Raw genomic sequence first — 18,936 nt, 5'->3', positions numbered from 1 at the left:
TATGAAATCCGGAGACGAGATGGAAGTTCAGGAAAAAAAGGGCTATTGCACGCTGTGCCGCTCGCGTTGCGGCACGGTCAACGTCGTGCGCGGCGGCATGCTCGCGGAAGTGCGCCCCGACCGCGATCACCCGACCGGCCACGCCATGTGCCTGAAGGGCAAGTCCGCGCCTGAACTCGTCCACAGCCCGCACCGCGTCCTGCATCCGATGCGCCGCACCGCGCCGAAGGGCGCCGCCGATCCGGGCTGGGTGCGCATCAGCTGGGACGAGGCGCTCGACGAGATCGCCACGAAACTCGACGCGCTGCGCCGCGAGCACGGCGCGGAAACCGTGGCGTTCGGCGTGACGACGCCGAGCGGCACGCCGATGAGCGACAGCATCGACTGGGTGGAGCGTTTCATCTGGTCGTACGGCAGCCCGAACATCTGCTACGCCACGGAGATCTGCAACTGGCACAAGGACGTGGCGCACATCTTCACGTTCGGCTGCGGAATGCCGACGGCGGATTACCGCAACTCGGAAGTCATCATGCTGTGGGGCACGAACCCGGCGAACACGTGGCTCGCGCAGGCGGACGCGATCGCGGCGGCGCGCCGCAACGGTGCGCGGCTGATCGTTGCCGATCCGCGTCCGACCGCGCTCGCCCGCGAAGCCGATGTCTGGCTGCGCGTGCGTCCCGGCACCGATGCGGCGCTGGCGCTGGGCATTGCGCGCGAGATGGTCGCGACGCAGGGCATCGACGAGCGTTTCGTGCGCGCGTGGACCAACGCGCCGCTGCTCGTGCGGCGCGATACCGGGCTGTTCCTGCGCGAACGCGATCTCGATCCGCACGCTCAGCAGAACCGCTATGTGATCTGGAACGGCACGCGCGGCCGTGCGGAGGCGCTGGGCGAAGAAGCCGCCACCTCGCCCGACGATTTCGCTCTGGCGGGACGGTATGTGGCGGCATCGGTCGAATGCGAACCGGCCTTTGCCTGCTATGTGCGCGCGCTCGATGCCTACACGCCGGAACATGTCGAAACGCTCACCGGCGTCGCGGTGGCGGACCTGAAGCGCGCCGCCGCACTGCTCGCGCCAGGCCGGCGGATTGCCTATCACGCGTGGTCGGGCGTCGGCCAGCAGGCCAACGCGACGCAGACCGAACGCGCGATCGCCACGCTCTACGCGCTCACCGGCGCCTTTGACAAGCGCGGCGCGAACCGCGAATTCGTCAAGCAGCCGGCCAATGCGGTGAGCACGTATGCGTTGCTGTCGCCGCAGCAGCGTGAGAAGGCGCTGGGCCTGGCCGAACGCCCGCTCGGACCGCCCGCGCAAGGCTGGGTCACGGCGCGCGACATGTATCGCGCGATGATCGAGGGCGAGCCGTACAAGGTGCGCGCGCTGTTCGCGTTTGGCACCAATCCGCTGGTGTCGCAGCCCGACACCGCGCGGGCACACGCAGCACTGAGCGCGCTGGATTTCCATGTGCATTGTGATCTGTATGAAACGCCGTCGTCGCGCTACGCCGACATCTTCCTGCCGGTGAACACGCCGTGGGAACGCGAGGGCTTGCGCATCGGCTTCGAGATCGACGAGCGGGCGGTGGAACTCGTGCAATTGCGTCAGCGCATGGTGGCGCCGCGTGGCGAAAGCCGCGCCGATTACGACATCGTGTTCGAGCTTGCCAAGCGGCTCGGTATGCAGGACGCGTTCTTTGGCGGCAGCATCGAGGCGGGCTGGAATCACATGCTCGCGCCGCTCGGGCTCGACGTCGACACGCTGCGGGCGCATCCCGAAGGCATCCGCCCGCCGCTCGAACAGCGCGAGCAGCAGTACGCGAAGACCACCCCAGACGGCGTGCGCGGCTTCCGTACGGAAACGCTGAAGGTCGAGCTGTATTCGGAAAAGCTGCTGCGCCATGGCTATCCGCCCGTGCCGGTGCATGAGCCGCAGGCCGCTCCGGCTTGCGATGCCGCGTATCCGTACGTGCTGACCTCGACCAAGAACGGCTACTACTGTCACAGCCAGCATCGCGGCGTGACGCGCCTGCGCAAGCGCGCGCCGTACCCGGTGGTCGAGATGAGCCGCGCGCTGGCGCTGAAGAAGGGCGTCGAGTCGAACGACTGGGTCATCCTGCGCACGGCGCAGGGCAAGGCGCGCTTCGTCGCGCGTGTGGAGGAAGCGCTCGCGGACGACGTGCTGATCGCCGAATACGGCTGGTGGCAGGCCTGCGACGAACTCGGCATGCCGGGCTTTCCGGCGCTCGGCGAGATCAACAGCAACTTCAGCACTCTGGTGTCGTCGGCGCGGCACGATCCGCTGAGCGGCTCCATGCCGATGCGCGCGCTCGCCTGCGACATCGAACCCGATCCGTCATTCGACCGCACGCGGCGCGCGTGGCAAGGCTGGCGCGAATTCGTCGTGACGAATCTGCACGACGAAGCCGAAGGCGTGCGCACGGTCACGTTTACGTCGAAGGACGAAAGCACGCTGCCGGACTACCAGCCGGGCCAGCACGTGACGGTACACGTGCCGACGCTCGGCGCACGCGGCACGACGCGCGCCTATTCGCTCGTCGGCGCCGCCAGCGAACCGGCGCGGCGCACCTACACCATCTCGGTGCGGCAGCAGCCGCAAGGCGCGATGTCGGGGCACATTCACGAGGCGCTGGAGATCGGGCATCGCGTCGATCTGCGCGCGCCCGGCGGCACTTTCGTGCTGCCGCTGCGCTCGCGTCAGCCGGTGGTGATGTTCGCGGGCGGCATCGGCATTACGCCGTTCGTCTCGTATCTCGAATCGCTGGCGGCGATCGAACCCGTCAGCCGGCGGCCCGAGGCGTGGCTCTTCTATGCGAACCGCCACGGCGCGGCGCATGCGTTCCGCGAGCGCATCGATGCGTTGCGCGCGGCGTGGCCCGGCCTGCATGTGTTCGACTGCTATGCGCATCCGCGCGAGGGCGTGGACATGGCGGGCCGCGACTACGACCGCGCGGGTTATCTCGACGCGTCAGCCGTGAGCGACGACCTGATCCGCCGCCGCGCGCGCTTCTACTTCTGCGGTCCAGAACCGATGATGACCGCGCTGACCGACGGCCTGATCGCGCGCGGCGTGCCCGCGTTCGACATCTTCAAGGAAGCGTTCCGCTCGCCGTCCGCGCCGCGCGTCGACGCGGCGCAGCGCTTCACTGTCGAATTCACGCGCTCGCGCAAGGTCGCGCAATGGACGCCGGTGGACGGCAGCCTGCTGTCCTTCGCCGAGGGACTGGGCGTCGCGATGCCGAGCGGCTGCCGCGTCGGCCAGTGCGAAAGCTGCGCGGTGCGGATCGCGCGCGGTTCGACCGATCACCTGTCGGGCCACGCGCCCGACGAACCCGACATCTGCTTCGCGTGCCAGGCGATTCCGCTGTCGGACCTCGTCGTCGATGCATGACGGCGTCATCAACTGATTTTGCTTAAACACGCCAACGCGCGCACAGGGGAGAGGAAAAATGGAACAGGTCACACGGACAAAAGCGCTACGGCCCGAAGGGGGGCCGGGCAACCTGATGGAACGCATGGCGGCCAACGTCACGCGCTGGGCCGAAGCATGGTTCCCGGATGCCTATATCTTCGCCGCGGTGGCGGTGATCGTCGTCGCGATCGGCGCGCTCGCCGTCGGCGCGCCGGCGCAACGCGTGGGCATTGCGTTCGGTGACGGCTTCTGGAGCCTGATTCCGTTCACGATGCAAATGGCCATCGTTGCGATTTCCGGCTATGTGGTCGCGGTGTCGCCGCCGGCCTCGAAGATGATCGCGGCGCTCGCGCGCCTGCCGAAGACGGCGCGCGGCGCGGTGATGTTCGTCGCGTTCATCAGCATCGCGACCTCGCTGTTCAACTGGGCCATCAGCCTCGTGTTCAGCGGCCTGCTGGTGCGCGCGCTCGCGCGCCGCACCGACATGCGCATGGACTACCGCGCGGCGGGCGCGGCGGCGTATCTGGGCATGGGCGCGACCTGGGCGCTCGGCCTGAGTTCGGCGGCGGCGCAGTTGCAGGCCAATCCGGACAGTCTGCCGAAGACACTCCTCGCGATCACTGGCGTGATCCCGTTCTCGGAAACCATCTTCCTGCCGCAATCGATGCTGATGGTCGCGGTGCTGATGATCGCCTCGCTGCTGATCGCGGGCTTCTCGGCGCCGGTCGGCGAGCGTGCGCGCACGGCGGCGGACCTGGGCGTCTCGCTCGACGACATCGATCTCAAGATGGAGAAGCCCACGCGTCCCGGTGAGTGGCTCGAATACGGCCCTGTCGTGACCGTGCTGCTGGTGGCGCTCGGGCTCGTGTGGATCGGGCATGAGTTCACGACCAAGAACCCGCTGCTGGCGATCTCGAACCTCAACACGTACAACTTCGTGTTCATCCTGCTGGGCATGCTGCTCAACTGGCGGCCGCGCCGCTTCCTGAACGCGGTGGCGAAGTCGGTGCCCTCGACGGCCGGCGTGCTGATCCAGTTTCCTCTGTATGGCGGCATCGCGTTCATCCTGACCAAGGCAGCCGCGCCGGGCGGCTTGCCGCTCTCGGAGCATCTCGCGCATTTCTTCGTCGCGATTTCGTCGCAGGCATCGTTCCCCGCCGTGATGGGCGTGTACTCGGCGGTGCTGGGCTTCTTCGTGCCGTCGGGCGGCGGCAAGTGGATCATCGAGGCGCCGTATGTGATCGAGGCCGCCAAGGCGCTGCAGGTGCATCTGGGCTGGTCGGTCACGGTCTATAACGCGGCCGAGGCGCTGCCGAATCTGATCAATCCGTTCTGGATGCTGCCGCTGCTCGGCGTGCTCGGACTGCGCGCGAAGGACGTGGTGGGCTTCACGTTCACGCAACTGGTGATCCATACGCCGCTGGTGGTGTTCATGCTGTGGGTGCTCGCGCCGACGCTGACCTATCACGCGCCGGTCATGCCCTGAGTCTTTGAGTCTCTGTCCAGTTGAAACGACAAGCGAGTGATGTCATGAAAATGTTCGATGCCGCCACGACGGGCGGCGCACTGGAGTTCCCCGCGCTGATCGCGGCCTTGCGGGCGATGTTTGTCGAAGGCTGCACGGTGCCGCTGCGGCATAACCACCGAATCGAAACGGAGAGCGATGCGGGTACGGTGCTCATCATGCCCGCGTGGCAGGAAGGGCGTTATCTCGGCATCAAGACCGTGAACGTGTATCCCGGCAATGCGGCGCTTGGATTGCCGGGCCTGCATTCGACCTATGTGCTGTACGACGCGCGCACCGGCGCACCGCTCGCGCAGATGGACGGCAACGAGATCACGTCGCGCCGTACGGCTGCCGCTTCGGCGCTGGGCGCGAGCTTCCTGGCGCGCAAGAATGCGACGCGGATGACGCTGCTCGGCGCGGGACGTGTCGGCAGTCTGGTGCCGGAGGCTTACCGCTGCGTGCTGCCGATCAGCGAAGTCGATGTATGGGATGCGAATCCGGCGGCATCGGAGCGTCTGGTGGCGCGGCTTTCCGAACTGGGCTTCGGCGCGCGCGTGGTGCAGGACCTGCCCGCGAGCGTGGCATGCGCCGATGTCGTGACTTGCGCGACGCTTGCGACGCAGCCGGTCGTGCAAGGCGAATGGCTTGCGCCGGGTTCGCATCTGGATCTGATCGGCAGCTTCACGCCGGCCATGCGCGAAGCCGATGACGCGTGCTTCGCCGGCGCGCGCGTGTTCGTCGATACGGCTGAGGCGTTCCAGAAGTCCGGCGATCTGCTCGGGCCGCTCGAACGGGGTGTCGTCAGCGGCCCGGAACACTGGCCGACGCTCGAACGCCTGTGCCGCGGCGAAGCGCCGGGCCGCACCGGCGACACGCAGCGCACGCTGTTCAAGGCGGTGGGCACCGCGCTCGAAGATCTGGCGGCTGCTGCGCTGGTGTATGAGCGGTGCGCAGAACCGCTGGCCGCCTGATACGCATTCTTCACGGCGCGGGCTACGGTCCGCGTCGTGCTCCCTCCTTCATGGCATGACGAAGCGCAACGCTTCGCGTAAACCCCGGCCGAATATTCCGCATGTCGTAAGAAACGGGTAAGCGGATCCTTTTACCTTAGTCTCCAGCGCAACTCACGCAGCACTCGCCTGAAAAGCATGCGCGTGCGCGGCCCTTGCCCTCCCTGAACGAGGGCTTTCCCGTTGCAACAGCCTCGATCGCATCGCCGCCCGTCCGCGCGCCGCGCAGGACGCAGGCGTTCGTGCGCGCGAACAGGAGACACAGATGGATTTGAAGGTCGTCGAGAGAATCAAAGCGAGCGCTGCATACGGCGAACTGGTGCGCAAGCGCTCGAGGCTCGGCTGGACGCTGACGGCGTTCGTGCTGATCGTGTACTACGGCTACGTGCTGCTGATCGCGTTCAACAAGGAGCTGCTGTCCGCGAAGATGGGCGCGGGCGTGATGACCTGGGGCATGCCGATCGGCCTGTTCGTGATCGTCTTCACGGTCGTCATCACGGGGCTGTATGTGCGCCACGCCAACCGCACCTACGACGAACTCACTGACCAGATCAAGCGGGAGGCTGCATGACACCGTCACGACTTTCATCGTTGATGCTCGCGGGCCTGCTCCTCGCGACCTCCGCCGTTTCGTTCGCGGTTGGCGGCGATCTCGGCCAGGCCGTGAAGCAGCCGACCAACTGGACCGCGATCTGCATGTTCATCGCGTTCGTGATCGCGACGCTCTTCATCACCAGATGGGCCGCGAAGAAAACCCGCTCGGCCGCCGAGTTCTACACGGCCGGCGGCGGCATCACGGGCTTCCAGAATGGCCTTGCGATTGCCGGAGACTTCATGTCGGCGGCGTCGTTCCTGGGCATTTCGGCGGCGGTCTATTCGAATGGCTATGACGGCCTGATCTATTCGATCGGCTTCCTGGTCGGCTGGCCGATCATCACCTTCCTGATGGCCGAGCGGCTGCGCAACCTGGGCCGTTTCACCTTCGCCGACGTCGCCGCCTACCGCTTCAAACAGACGCCGATCCGCGCGTTCGCCGCATCGGGCACGCTCGTCGTCGTCGCGTTCTATCTGATTGCGCAGATGGTCGGCGCGGGACAGCTCATCAAGCTGCTGTTCGGGCTCGAATACTGGATTGCGGTGGTGATCGTCGGGGCGTTGATGATGGTCTACGTGCTGTTCGGCGGCATGACGGCGACCACCTGGGTGCAGATCATCAAGGCCTGCCTGCTGCTCGCGGGCGCTTCGTTCATGGCCTTCATGGTGTTGTGGCAGTTCCACTTCAGCCCGGAGGCGCTGTTCGCGAAAGCCGTGGACGTGCACGCAATGAAGGCGTCGATCATGGGTCCGGGCAACTTCATCAAGGACCCTGTCTCGGCGATCTCCTTCGGCATCGCGCTGATGTTCGGCACGGCGGGCCTGCCGCACATCCTGATGCGCTTCTTCACGGTGCCCAACGCCAAGGAAGCGCGCAAGTCCGTGTTCTGGGCGACGACGTGGATCGGCTATTTCTACATTCTCACGTTCATCATCGGCTTCGGCGCGATCGTGCTGGTGAGCACCAATCCGGTCTTCAAGGACGCAGGCGGCAAGCTCCTCGGCGGCACCAACATGGCGGCCGTGCATCTGGCGAGCGCCGTGGGCGGCAACGTGTTTCTCGGCTTCATCTCGGCGGTGGCGTTCGCGACCATCCTTGCCGTGGTGGCCGGGCTGACGCTCGCGGGCGCGTCGGCGGTGTCGCACGATCTGTACGCAACCGTCTTCAAGAAGGGCCAGGCGTCGAGCAAGAGCGAACTCAAGGTATCGCGCATGACGACCATCGTGCTCGGCATCGTCGCGGTCGTGCTGGGCATCGTGTTCGAGAAGCAGAACATTGCGTTCATGGTGTCGCTGGCATTCGCGGTGGCAGCGTCGGCCAATTTTCCGGTGCTGTTCCTCTCGGTGCTGTGGCGCGGCTGCACGACGCGCGGCGCGGCGCTGGGCGGCTTCATGGGGCTGTTGTCGGCGGTCGTGCTGACGGTGCTTTCCAAGGCCGTCTGGGTCGATGTCTTTCATTACGCCAGCGCGCCGTTTCCATATGCGTCGCCGGCGCTGTTCTCGATGGCCATCGGCTTTGCCGGCATCTGGCTGTTCTCGGTGACGGACAAGTCGGCACGCGCGCGCATCGACCAGGCAGGCTTCGACGCGCAGACCGTGCGCTCGGAAACCGGCATCGGTGCGGTAGAGGGCGCGTCTCACTGAGTTCCACGCGCCCGTATACCGGCCATCGCCGGATGCGGGCGGAAGCGCCCGGAAAATGCGTTAAGCTCGTGACGCTTGCACGAAGCGCTCAACGCATGGGAGCACACCATGGAACTACAGTGTCCAAGTCTGTTCGAGCAATCCGCCTACATCGCCGGCGCATGGGTAGACGAGACCGCGCTGCCGCGCGTGCCGGTCACCAATCCTTCGACGCGCACCGTCATCGGCTCGGTGCCGCAGGTGACGGAGGAACAGGTGGCGCATGCTGTCGAATGCGCGCAGGCGGCCTTGCAGGACTGGCGCAACTGGAGCAGCCGCGAGCGTGCATCGGTGCTGCGCGAGTGGGGCCGTCTGGTCGAACATCATCGCGACGACCTCGCCATCATCCTGTGCAGCGAGCAGGGCAAACCGCTGCACGAGGCGCGCGCCGAGATCACGCAGGCTGCCAATTATCTCGACTGGTTCGCCGAGGAAGCGCGCCGCATCTATGGCGACAACATTCCCGCACCGCGGCGCAATCAACGCATCCGCGTGCTGCATCAGCCGGTGGGTATCTGCGGCGCCATCACGTCGTGGACCTTTCCGGCATCGATGGTCGCGCGGCGCGTCGGCGCGGCGCTCGCGGCGGGCTGCACCGTCATTCTTCATCCCGATCCCCGCACGCCGTTCTCGGCGCTTGCACTGTGCGCGCTCGGCGAGAACGCCGGCTTGCCGCGCGGCGTGCTTTCCGTGCTGACCGGCGCAGCCGACCCGATCCGCAGCACGCTGCTCGCGCATCCCGACGTGCGCAAGGTGTCGTTCACCGGACCGATCGAAGCGGGCAAGCAGTTGATGTCGCAGTGTGCATTGACGGTCAAGAAGATGTCGCTGGAACTGGGCGCCAATTGCCCGTTCATCGTGTTCAGTGACGCCGATATCGATCTCGCCGTGAAGGGCGCGCTCGACGCGCGTTTCCGTCATACCGGCCAGGCCGCGATGTGCGCGAACCGTTTATTCGTGCATGAGGACGTGTACGAGACTTTCGTGGCGAAGCTCGTGTCAAAGGTCGCGCTGCTGAAGGTGGGCGACGGGCTCGACGAAGGCGTGCAGATCGGTCCGCTCATCAGCGAGGAAGCGGTTGCGCGCATCGAGGCGTTGATCGGTGAAGCCGTGAGCATGGGCGCGACGGTCGCGGCGGGCGGCGTGCGCGTGCGTCCCGATTCGGGCTTCTTCAGGCCGACCGTGCTCACGGACGTCAGGCCCGACATGCGCGTGTGCGGCGACGAAGTGCTCGGACCGGTGGCAAGCGTGCTGCCGTTTCGCGACGAGGACGACGTCATCACGCTTGCCAACAACACGCGCACTGGCCTCGCGGCCTACTTCTACACGGCCGACATCAGCCGGGCATTCCGCGTGATGGAGGCGCTGGAATGCGGTGTGGTCGGCGTGAACGACAGCCTGGTGTTCAACGAGGTCGCGCCGTTCGGCGGCATCAAGGAATCGGGGATGGGGCGCGAGGGCGCGTCATCGGGCATCGAGGAATATCTCGAAGCCAAGTATGTGTGCTTCGGCAATCTGGAACGTTGAAGGACTAGCGCGCCATCGCAGCCGTTGGATCTTCATGCAGACGCACCGACATGACCGGCGCCTCCGGCCGCGCATGCGCCAGCTTCATCAGACGCGGCTGCAACAGCAGCGCCACCAGCCCGCTCCAGCCCGTCTGATGCGATGCGCCGACGCCACGGCCCGTATCGCCATGGAAGTACTCGTGGAACAGCACGAGATCCTGTGAGCGCGGGTCCGCCTGAAGGTGCGGATAGGCGCTCATGACGGGCCGCTTGCCTTCGGCGTTCTTCAGGAACAGCGTGGTTACGCGCCGCGACAGGTTATCGGCGATCTCGCTCAGCGAACACGTGCGCCCGGGTTGCGCCGGGTCCTCGATGCGGAACGCGTCGCCGTAATAGCGGTGAAACTCGTATAGCGATTCGATCAGCAGATAGTTGACCGGCATCCAGATCGGACCGCGCCAGTTCGAATTGCCGCCGAACACGCGCGAATCCGATTCCGCCGGAAGATAGCGCACGCACAGGTGCACGTTATCGCGATCGAAGAGATAGGGCGACGCGCAATGCACGCGGCTTAGCGCGCGCACGCCGTAATCGGAAAGGAATTCCTCGGGATCGAGCGTGCGCCGCAGCAGCGCCTTCATCCGATGTCCGCGCAGCAGCGACAGCAGCGTCGTGTTGGCCTTGCCGGGTTCCATCCAGCGCGAGACCAGCCTGGCGAGATTCGGCCGGTGATCGAGAAACCAGGCAAGCCGTTCGCGCAGGCCGGGCAGTTCGCCATACACGCTTTCCTCCAGCACGTGCACCGCAAACAACGGAATCAAGCCGACGATGGAACGGATGCGCATCGGCACGCGCGTGCCGTCGGGCAGATGCAGCACGTCGTAGAAGAACTCGTCTTCTCCGTCCCACAAACCGGTGATGCAGCCGTCGCCGCAACTGACCGCCTCCGCGATATACAGGAAATGCTCGAAGAACTTGACGGCGATCTCCACGTACGCGTCGTTCTTCAACGCGAGTTCGAGGCCGATCTGCATCAGGTCGAGCGCATACGAGGCCATCCACGCGGTGCCGTCGGCCTGATCGATGCGTCCGCCGGTCGGCAGCGGCTGCGAGCGGTCGAAGATGCCGATGTTGTCCAGCCCGAGAAACCCGCCCTGGAATATGTTGCGGTCATCGGCGTCCTTGCGGTTCACCCACCACGCGAAGTTGAGCAGCAGCTTGTGGAACATCACTTCGAGAAAGGCGTGATCGCCGATGCCGGTCATCTCGCGGTCGAGTTCGTACACGCGCCACGTGGCCCATGCATGCACCGGCGGATTGGCGTCGCCGAACGCCCATTCATACGCAGGCAATTGCCCGTTCGGATGCATGTAGCGTTCCTTCACGAGCAGCAGCAACTGCTTCTTCGCGAAGTCCGGGTCGATCATCGCGAACGCGACCGCATGAAACGCGAGGTCCCACGACGCGTACCACGGGTATTCCCACTTGTCCGGCATCGACACGACATCGCCGTTGCACATGTGGCGCCAGTCCGCATTGCGGCCGTGACGACGCTGCTTCGGCGGCTCGGGCTGGCCGGGATCGCCGTCGTGCCAGCGCGTGACGTCGAACTGGTAATACTGCTTCGTCCACAACATGCCAGCCAGCGCCTGACGTTGCACGAGGCGCGCATCGGCGTCGTCGATGTCGTGTTGCAGCGTCGCGTAGAACTCGTCGGCTTCCGCCTGACGGCGCGCGACCAGCGCATCCGTATCGAGCGGCGCGTCCTGCGCGGCGGGCCGCCAGCGCAGGGTCATCACCGCCCGCTGATGCGGGCCAAGTTCGAGACGCGCATGCGCGGCCGCGCGCGTGCCGTGGTCGCGGCGGATGGCGGTGGTATCGCCATCGACGAGATAGTCGTTGATGCCGTCCTTGAACGGTCCCTCGCCCTCGATGCCGAAGATGCGCCGAACGTTCGTCTCGTTCTCGCAGAAGAGCCATTCGAGCGGCACGTCGGCGGTGGCGCTCACGTGCAGGGTGCCGTGCGCCGGATGATGCGCGACTACATGTTCGTCCGTGCCCGCGTTGCCGTGCAGGGTCAGCGACGGCTTCCCGTGCCTCGTCGACCACGCCCAGCGATTGCGCGCCCAGAACTGGGGCAACACGTGCAGCGTGGCGGCCTCGTTCGCGCGGTTCTCGATGGTCACGCGCATGACGATGTCGTCGGCGGTGTGCTTCGCATATTCGACCCAGACGTCGAAGTAACGGTCGGCGTCGAACACGCCGGTGTCGAGCACTTCGTACTCGGGTTGATCGGCGCCGCGCCGCCGGTTTTCGTCGATCAGATCCTGATAGGGAAACGCGTCATGCGGATACTTGTAGAGCATCTTCATGTACGAATGCGTGGGGGTGCCGTCCACGTAGAAGTACAGCTCCTTCACGTCTTCGCCGTGATTGCCCTGTTCGTTCGTCAGACCGAAGAGCCGTTCCTTGAGGATCGGATCGCGACCGTTCCATAGCGCGAGCGAGATGCACCAGTCGAGCGGGTCGTTGCCGAAGCCCGCGATGCCGTCCTCGCCCCAGCGATACATGCGGCTGCGCGCATGGTCGTGCGGGAAAAAGTCCCACGCGGTGCCGTATTCGCTGTAGTCCTCGCGCACCGTGCCCCATTGACGTTCGCTCAGATAAGGGCCCCAGCGCCGCCATGACTCGCGGTCCGTGCCGTGCAGCCGTGAGCCTTCCGTCGTTTGCAGCAGATGGATTGCGCGTAGCGGCGGCATGGGACCTCCGGGGCGAGTGAAGCTCGATGATAAGCGCGTCCGGCATGTTCGGCGCGCTGGCGTGCCGGTTAATGCCGCTGCGTCATCAATCTCATAACTGCCACGCCATTTATTCATGGGTCCCCGTTCCTTAACATTCGACTCATCGATCTCAAACGAACCAGGGAGTCACACCATGTACGTCATCACAGGCATTACCGGACAAGTCGGCGGCGCGCTCGGACACGCCTTGTTGCAGCAGGGCAAGGCGGTGCGCGCGGTGGTGCGCGACGAACAGAAGGGCGCAGCGTGGGCGGCGCGCGGTTGCGAGATCGCGCTCGCCACGATGACCGACGCCGACGCGCTCGCCCGCGCCTTCGAGGGTGCCGAAGCGGTATTCCTGCTGCCGCCTTCGGAGTTCGATCCGGAACCGGGTTTTCCGGAAGCGCGTGAAGTGATCGATACGATCGTCGCTGCCGTGGCGCGTGCCCGGCCGGGACGGATCGTGTGTCTCTCGACCGTCGGCGCGCAGGCCACGCAGACCAATCTGCTGACCCAGCGCACATTGCTGGAAGAGGCGCTGCGTCAGCAGCCGGTTCCGGTCACGTTCCTGCGTCCGGCGTGGTTCATGGAGAACTGCGCGTGGGACGTGGCCTCGGCGCGTGACGAAGGCGTCGTGCGCTCGTTCCTGCAACCGGCCGAGCACGCCATCCCGATGGTCGCCACCGACGATATCGGGCGACTCGCCGCGCAACTCATGCAGGAGGAATGGCAAGGCGTGCGCGTGGTGGAACTGGAGGGTCCGGCGCGCGTGCGTCCCGTCGATATCGCCGCCGCGTTCTCGGAGGTGCTTGGCAAGCTGGTACGCGTGGAGATCGTGCTGCGCGACACGTGGGAAGCGCTGTTCACGAGTCAGGGCATGCGCCACCCGCTGCCGCGCATGCAGATGCTCGACGGCTTCAACGAAGGCTGGATCGACTTCGAAGGGCGTCGCGAGAATATCGTCAAGGGGACGACGCCGCTCGTCGAGGTGATTCGCAAGCTGAGCGCGGTCTGAGCGAGCTCAGGCGATATCGCTGACTTGCGGAATCATCGCCGCTTGTCCGCGATAGTCGCCATCGCGGTCGAACAACTGCCAGACCGTGGCGCGTTCAATGTAGAAGCGCTCGCCCGATTTCTTGACACGCACGCCGCGATAGCCATCGACATAACCATTGCGCGTCACCTGTTCGAGAAATGCCTGGCGCTCGCTGCGCTCGGGCGCTTCGGCGGAAAGACGCGAGGGCAGCGCGGTCAGCTCGTTCCACGTATAGCCGAAGAGCCGCTGCGCCCGCAGGTTGCCGTACACGAAGACCGGGTCCGATTGCGTGTCGTGTGCAAGGATGCCGAAAGGCGCGTCTTCATAGAGCCAGCGCGCGGCTTCGGCGGGCGTCAGGCTTGTGTCGGCAACCAACGGCGTGTTCAGCAGGCGCGCGTAGCTTTCGCTGAGAAGCGTGAAGAAGTTGGAATCGGTGGGCTGCATTGTGCTTGAAAGCAGGGTTGAGGCCGAAGTCGCAACCATACCCGTTCGCAGGAATTCGCGCAGCACAGAGGCAGAGGATTGCAGGTTTTATATCGGTCGATCTAAAATACGCCGGCTGACCCATCAAGCGCACTCCAGGAGACGACCGGCATGATCGAGTTTTACTTCCACCCGACGCCCAATCCCGCAAAAATCGCGCTCTTCCTCGAAGAGTCGGGGCTTCCCTACACGCTGAAACCGGTCGATACGAGCAAGGGCGAGCAGCATCTGCCCGCGTTCCGCGCCATCAATCCGAACGGCAAGGTGCCGGCCATCGTGGATACGGAAGGCCCCGGCGGCACGCGCGCTGTCGTGTTCGATTCCACCGCCATCCTGCTCTATCTCGCGGAGAAGAGCGGTCAGTTCATCGGCGCGCCGGAAGACCGGCCGCAACTGCTTTCATGGCTGATGTTCATCGCCAGCGGCCTCGGCCCGTTCTCGGGGCAGGCGGTCCATTTCCAGTACGCCGCCCCCGAAGGCCTCGATTACGCGGTGAACCGCTATCGCCGCGAAGTGGACCGGCATTATCAGGTGCTCGAAGATCACTTGAAGGGGCGTGAGTTCATCGTCGGGAATGCTTATACGATTGCCGACATGTCGGCGTGGGGCTGGCTGGATCGCGCGTCGCGGGTGCTCAAGAACAGCGAGGATCCGCTCGGTCCCTATCCCGAACTGAAGCGCTGGTTCGCGCAAATCGACGCGCGTCCCGCCGTGGCCCGTGCCCGCGCGGTCAACAAGACACACGCGTTCAAGAGCGTCAACGACGAAGAGACGAAGCGCTCGCTGTTTCCGTCGAACTATCCGAAGACGGCCTGAGAGGAAGCCAGCGTATGCCGCGTCCGCGTGAGTTCGATGAAGATGCCGCCCTCGATGCGGCCATGACGCAATTCTGGTCGCGCGGCTATGAGGCGAGTTCGGTGCGCGATCTCGCCACGGCCATGGGCCTGACATCGGCGAGTCTTTATAACGCTTTCGGCGACAAGCGCGCGCTCTATGAACGCGTGCTCGAACGCTATGTGGAACGGGGCTTTCGCGCGCGGGTGCAGCGCCTGGAGCACAGCGTGCCGCCGCGCGATGCCATCGCGATGTTCTTCGACGAGATCATCAAGCTCTCGGTGAACGATCCGCATCGGCGGGGTTGCATGATCGTCAACTCGGCGCTGGAGCTCGCGCCGCACGACGATTCGTTTCATCACGCGTTGAACGGCGTGCTGAAGGACATGGAAGGGTTCTTCCTGCGTTGCGTGCGCGCGGGTCAGAAAGACGGATCCATTCCACGCGATCTCGAGGCCGGCGACCTCGCGAAGACCTTGCTCGCCTCGTTGATGGGGCTGCGCGTGCTCGCGCGGGTCAATCCACAGCGCAAGCTGCTCGAAGGCGCGCTGCGGCCGGTGCTCGCGTTGCTCGGCGTGGACGCGACTGCGCGCCGCAAGCACTGACTTACTTGGCGTCCTGCGTGCGCGACGCGCACATCCGCCATGCAGGTGCATTGGGTTCTTCAGCCGCCGTCTCGCGCCACCAGCGCTCGCCGCGATGCGGCGCTTCCAGATCGAGCCGCTCGCCCATGCGCGGCGTAGCCACCGCGACGCCGCGCGCCAATGCGAGCCCGGTCACGCGTTCGAAAGGCTCCTGCCACGGATGCATCGCGAGGTCGAAGGTGCCGTTGTGGATCGGCACGAGCCAGCGTCCGCGCAAGTCGATATGCGCCTGCACCGTGTGTTCCGGCTGCATGTGCACGTAGGGCCATTGCGCGTCATAGGCGCCGGTTTCGACGAACGTGACATCGAACGGACCCAGCTTCTCGCCGATGGCGCGAAAGCCTTCGAAGTAGCCGGTGTCGCCGCTGAAGAACACGCGCAGTGCGTCATCGGCGATGACCCATGAAGCCCACAGCGTGCTGTTGCCATCGAACAGACTGCGCCCCGAGAAATGCTGCGCGGGCGTGGCGGTCAGGGTCAGGCCGTCGATTTCCGCGCTCTGCCACCAGTCGAGCTGACGGACCTTCGCGGCATCGATGCCCCATTCAATCAGACGATCGCCGACGCCGAGCGGCGTCAGAAATACTTCGGTGCTTGCGGCAAGCGCGAGCACGGTGTCGCGGTCGAGGTGATCGTAGTGATCGTGCGAGAGAATCACGCCGCGCAGGGGCGGCAGATCTTCCAGCGTGATGGGCGGCGCATGAAACCGCTTCGGACCGACGCGCTTGAACGGCGACGCCCGCTCGCCGAATACCGGATCCGTGAGCCAGTACGCGCCGCGCAGTTTGAACAGCAAGGTGGAATGCCCCAGCCGATACAGGCTGCGATCCGGCGCGGCGTCCAGCTGTTCACGCGTGAGCGACTCGACGACAGGCGCCTGCGCAGGCACCGTATTGCGTGGCTTGTTGAACAGCATGTTCCACATGATGCGCAGGGTCTTGCCGATTCCTTCGGACGGACGCGGCTTCACGTTGCGAAAGCGCGCGCCGTCATGCTGCGGCGACGCGCTCGACATCTCGCGGCCACGCCGTGCGGCGGCCAGTCCGAGGGCACGATTGATGCGATCAGTAAAGGAACTCATGAGAATGGCATCCGACGCAAAATGTACACTGCACAGTGTAGTTTAATCTCGTCAGGAAAGTAAACCGTGCGGTGTAAAATAAACGGATGAGTTCGAACGACGACATTCCCCAGCGCCTGACGGATCGCAAGCGCGCCGCCATCATGAACGCGGCGGTCGAGGAGTTCATTGCGGCCGGCTACGACGCCACCAGCATGGACCGCATCGCCGCGCGCGCGGACGTTTCGAAGCGCACGGTGTACAACCATTTCCCGAGCAAGGAAGCCTTGTTCGCGGCCATCCTGCTGCGTCTCTGGGACGAAAGCGATGCCGGCGACGCCCCCGCCTACAGCAGCAGCGAACCCTTGCGCGCGCAGTTGCTGGCCTTGCTCGCGCGCAAGCTGCGGCTGATGAACGACGAGTCGTTCCTGTCGGTGGCGCGCATGGCGATATCGGCGGGCATTCACTCGCCGGAACGGGCGCGCGATATCGTCGCGCGTATCGGCGAACGGGAAGAGGACCTGACCGTGTGGATCAGAAAGGCCGCCGCCGATGGCCGCCTTAGCGTTACCGACCCCGTGTTCGCCGGTCAGCAGCTGCATGGCATCGTGAAGGGCTTTGCCTTCTGGCCGCAAGTGGCGATGGGCCAGCCCACGCTGACGAAGCACGAGCAGAAGAAGGTCGCCGAAGCCGCCGCAGACATGTTCCTCGCGCGTTACGCACGCGCGGCGTCCGACCAATAAAAAAGCGCGATGCGTTTTGCAAGGGCATCGCGCTTCGCTGAACCAGACTTCGATCAGAAGCGGTGACGCAGACCCACACGCGTCACGAGCTGCGTATTCGCGCCCGCATTGCCGACGAACGACGACGACGAGCCGATTTCCGCCTGCACCGGCACGCCCCGGTTGCTGCCCGATGCCTTCTGGAAGGCGCCGATCACATAGACGTCGGTGCGCTTCGACAGCGCGTAGTCCACGACGCCGTTGACCTGGTGCCAGCGGCCGTCGAAGTTGCCGTCGAGGTCCGAGAACGTGTAGCCGAGGCCCGCGCTCAAAGCCGGCGTGAACGTGTACTTGCCGCCGATTTCATAGTTGTTCAGCGTCGAGGAACCGGCCGTGATCGGCTCGAACTTCGTGTGCGTCCAGTTCGCCCAGATCAGCGCGGCCGCGATGGTGTAGCGCGCGCCGACGCCGAAGGTTTCCAGGTCGCGCAGGCCCGTCGTGTTGATGTTCGCGATGCTCACGCTGAATGCCGGCGTCGCACCGTTCGGGAAGCGGATGTTGGTGTACGCCGCACCGACGCCGAGCGGACCCTGCTTGTAGTTCAAACCGAAGCTGTAGGCGCTCGATGAACCCTGCACCGCGTTCGCGCCGGTGCCCGTCGTGGGCGAGCCCGCGAAGTTGGTCGAGTTGGAGAAGCCGTACATGGCGCCGAACGTGATGCCGTGGAAGTCGGCGCTGCTGAACTTGACCGCGTTGTTGATGCGGCTCGCCGTCAGCTGGTCGAGGTCGTTGATGTGATACGCGTAGTTGCCGGCGGGCGTCTGGCTGCCCATCGTGTAGCTGCCGCCGAGGTAGTCGGTGGAGAACGAGTACTGACGGCCGAACGTCACCGAACCGATCTCGTTCTTCGAGATGCCGACATAGGCCTGACGGCCGAATTCCGCGCCGCCCTGGCCGAGCGTGCCGTCACCGCTGTTGAAGCCGCTTTCGAGCACGAAGATCGCCTTCAGGCCGCCGCCCAGATCTTCCGCGCCGCGCAGGCCCCAGCGGCTGCCTTGCGCCACGCCGTCGCCGTACTTGACGACGCTGTCATGGCCGCGCGTGGTGGCGACCTTGTTGGCGTAGGTGATGCCGGCATCGATGATGCCGTACAACGTGACGCTGCTTTGTGCATGCGCCGCCGTGCCGAACAGCGTGAACAGGCCGAGCGCGGCCGCCGCTACGATGTGCTTCTTCATTGTTGTTTTCCTTGAGGTTGTCCGCTCGACACGGTGTGGGCAGTACACGGCGCGACGTTTTCAGCGCGCGAACGCGACCTTCCCGGCTTCGCAAGACATGCCTGCGAAGGTCGAGTGCTTTGAGAAAAAAATGATCGTCAAACGAAGGGGCTGATGTCCCGCTCCCGATGGAAGCGGGCGGATGGCGTTGCCCCGGCGCCTTGCCGCCGATGACTGACGCTGTAGCGAACGGAATATAGCGGATCGTCAGTGTCCGGTAAATATCTCCCATGCAGTTTGTAGTCTTTCTTCCACATGGCTGTCACAAAGCTACGTTTATTCCGAAGTTATCAGGCAACTAACTGTCGATTTTTCTTGCCTCCTTATACAGGCGCGCTTGTTGCAACAGCAGACGCATGCTTTTTATC

At 65.0% G+C, this 18,936-nt stretch carries 14 protein-coding genes; 10 read left to right on the top strand and 4 right to left on the bottom strand.

The genetic code is table 11. The annotated features are described in order from the left end of the window. The first annotated feature begins 19 nt into the window (after positions 1-19). From QCE69_RS26460 to QCE69_RS26435, 6 genes are all read left to right on the top strand, one after another. On the top strand, positions 20-3,409 hold the full coding sequence (locus tag QCE69_RS26460; RefSeq protein ID WP_309933846.1) for a molybdopterin-dependent oxidoreductase: 3,390 nt from the start codon (positions 20-22) through the stop codon (positions 3,407-3,409). 58 nt (positions 3,410-3,467) lie between these two features. Further along, positions 3,468-4,916 (top strand): TIGR00366 family protein, encoded by a 1,449-nt coding sequence (locus QCE69_RS26455; RefSeq protein WP_309933845.1) that lies wholly within the window; start codon positions 3,468-3,470, stop codon positions 4,914-4,916. A gap of 44 nt (positions 4,917-4,960) precedes the next feature. Then, entirely contained in the window at positions 4,961-5,908 is a 948-nt protein-coding gene (locus QCE69_RS26450; protein ID WP_309933843.1) for an ornithine cyclodeaminase family protein, read from the top strand. 304 nt (positions 5,909-6,212) lie between these two features. Beyond that, the gene (locus tag QCE69_RS26445) at positions 6,213-6,518 is read left to right on the top strand and encodes a DUF485 domain-containing protein (RefSeq protein WP_309933841.1); all 306 of its coding nucleotides are present in this window, start codon (positions 6,213-6,215) and stop codon (positions 6,516-6,518) included. Positions 6,519-6,541: 23 nt separating this feature from the next. Next, positions 6,542-8,185, top strand: coding sequence for a cation acetate symporter (locus QCE69_RS26440; RefSeq protein WP_309934198.1), 1,644 nt, complete (start codon positions 6,542-6,544; stop codon positions 8,183-8,185). Positions 8,186-8,293: 108 nt separating this feature from the next. Continuing rightward, positions 8,294-9,751, top strand: coding sequence for an NAD-dependent succinate-semialdehyde dehydrogenase (locus QCE69_RS26435; protein ID WP_309933840.1), 1,458 nt, complete (start codon positions 8,294-8,296; stop codon positions 9,749-9,751). Between the two features lie 4 nt (positions 9,752-9,755). On the opposite strand, the gene QCE69_RS26430 is transcribed toward QCE69_RS26435, so the two are convergent. Then, entirely contained in the window at positions 9,756-12,491 is a 2,736-nt protein-coding gene (locus QCE69_RS26430; protein WP_309933839.1) for an MGH1-like glycoside hydrolase domain-containing protein, read from the bottom strand. A 175-nt stretch (positions 12,492-12,666) separates the two neighbouring features. On the opposite strand from QCE69_RS26430, the gene QCE69_RS26425 reads away from it, so the two are divergent. Beyond that, on the top strand, positions 12,667-13,527 hold the full coding sequence (locus QCE69_RS26425; RefSeq protein WP_309933837.1) for an NmrA family NAD(P)-binding protein: 861 nt from the start codon (positions 12,667-12,669) through the stop codon (positions 13,525-13,527). 6 nt (positions 13,528-13,533) lie between these two features. On the opposite strand, the gene QCE69_RS26420 is transcribed toward QCE69_RS26425, so the two are convergent. Further along, positions 13,534-13,992 carry an MEKHLA domain-containing protein gene (locus QCE69_RS26420; RefSeq protein ID WP_309924751.1) on the bottom strand — a complete coding sequence of 153 codons (459 nt, stop codon included), beginning with the start codon at positions 13,990-13,992 and terminating at the stop codon, positions 13,534-13,536. A 150-nt stretch (positions 13,993-14,142) separates the two neighbouring features. Here QCE69_RS26420 and QCE69_RS26415 point away from each other — a divergent pair, with 150 nt between their 5' ends. Both QCE69_RS26415 and QCE69_RS26410 read left to right on the top strand, forming a co-directional pair. Then, the gene (locus QCE69_RS26415) at positions 14,143-14,847 is read left to right on the top strand and encodes a glutathione S-transferase family protein (RefSeq protein WP_309933835.1); all 705 of its coding nucleotides are present in this window, start codon (positions 14,143-14,145) and stop codon (positions 14,845-14,847) included. A 14-nt stretch (positions 14,848-14,861) separates the two neighbouring features. Further along, on the top strand, positions 14,862-15,470 hold the full coding sequence (locus QCE69_RS26410) for a TetR/AcrR family transcriptional regulator (protein ID WP_309933834.1): 609 nt from the start codon (positions 14,862-14,864) through the stop codon (positions 15,468-15,470). 1 nt (position 15,471) lies between these two features. On the opposite strand, the gene QCE69_RS26405 is transcribed toward QCE69_RS26410, so the two are convergent. Beyond that, positions 15,472-16,590, bottom strand: a complete 1,119-nt coding sequence (locus QCE69_RS26405; protein ID WP_309924743.1) for an MBL fold metallo-hydrolase — start codon at positions 16,588-16,590, stop codon at positions 15,472-15,474. 86 nt (positions 16,591-16,676) lie between these two features. On the opposite strand from QCE69_RS26405, the gene QCE69_RS26400 reads away from it, so the two are divergent. Continuing rightward, a complete protein-coding gene (locus QCE69_RS26400) occupies positions 16,677-17,312 on the top strand; it encodes a TetR/AcrR family transcriptional regulator (RefSeq protein ID WP_309817410.1) in 636 nt (211 codons plus the stop codon). A gap of 53 nt (positions 17,313-17,365) precedes the next feature. Here the strand turns inward: QCE69_RS26400 and QCE69_RS26395 are convergent, their stop codons facing one another. Beyond that, entirely contained in the window at positions 17,366-18,529 is a 1,164-nt protein-coding gene (locus tag QCE69_RS26395) for a porin (RefSeq protein ID WP_309924736.1), read from the bottom strand. Positions 18,530-18,936: the final 407 nt, after the last annotated feature.

This window comes from Caballeronia sp. LZ032 (assembly GCF_031451315.1).
Lineage (GTDB): Bacteria > Pseudomonadota > Gammaproteobacteria > Burkholderiales > Burkholderiaceae > Caballeronia.
The sequence above is the reverse complement of the archived record's forward strand: the minus strand, read 5'-3'. Positions and strand labels throughout refer to the sequence as shown.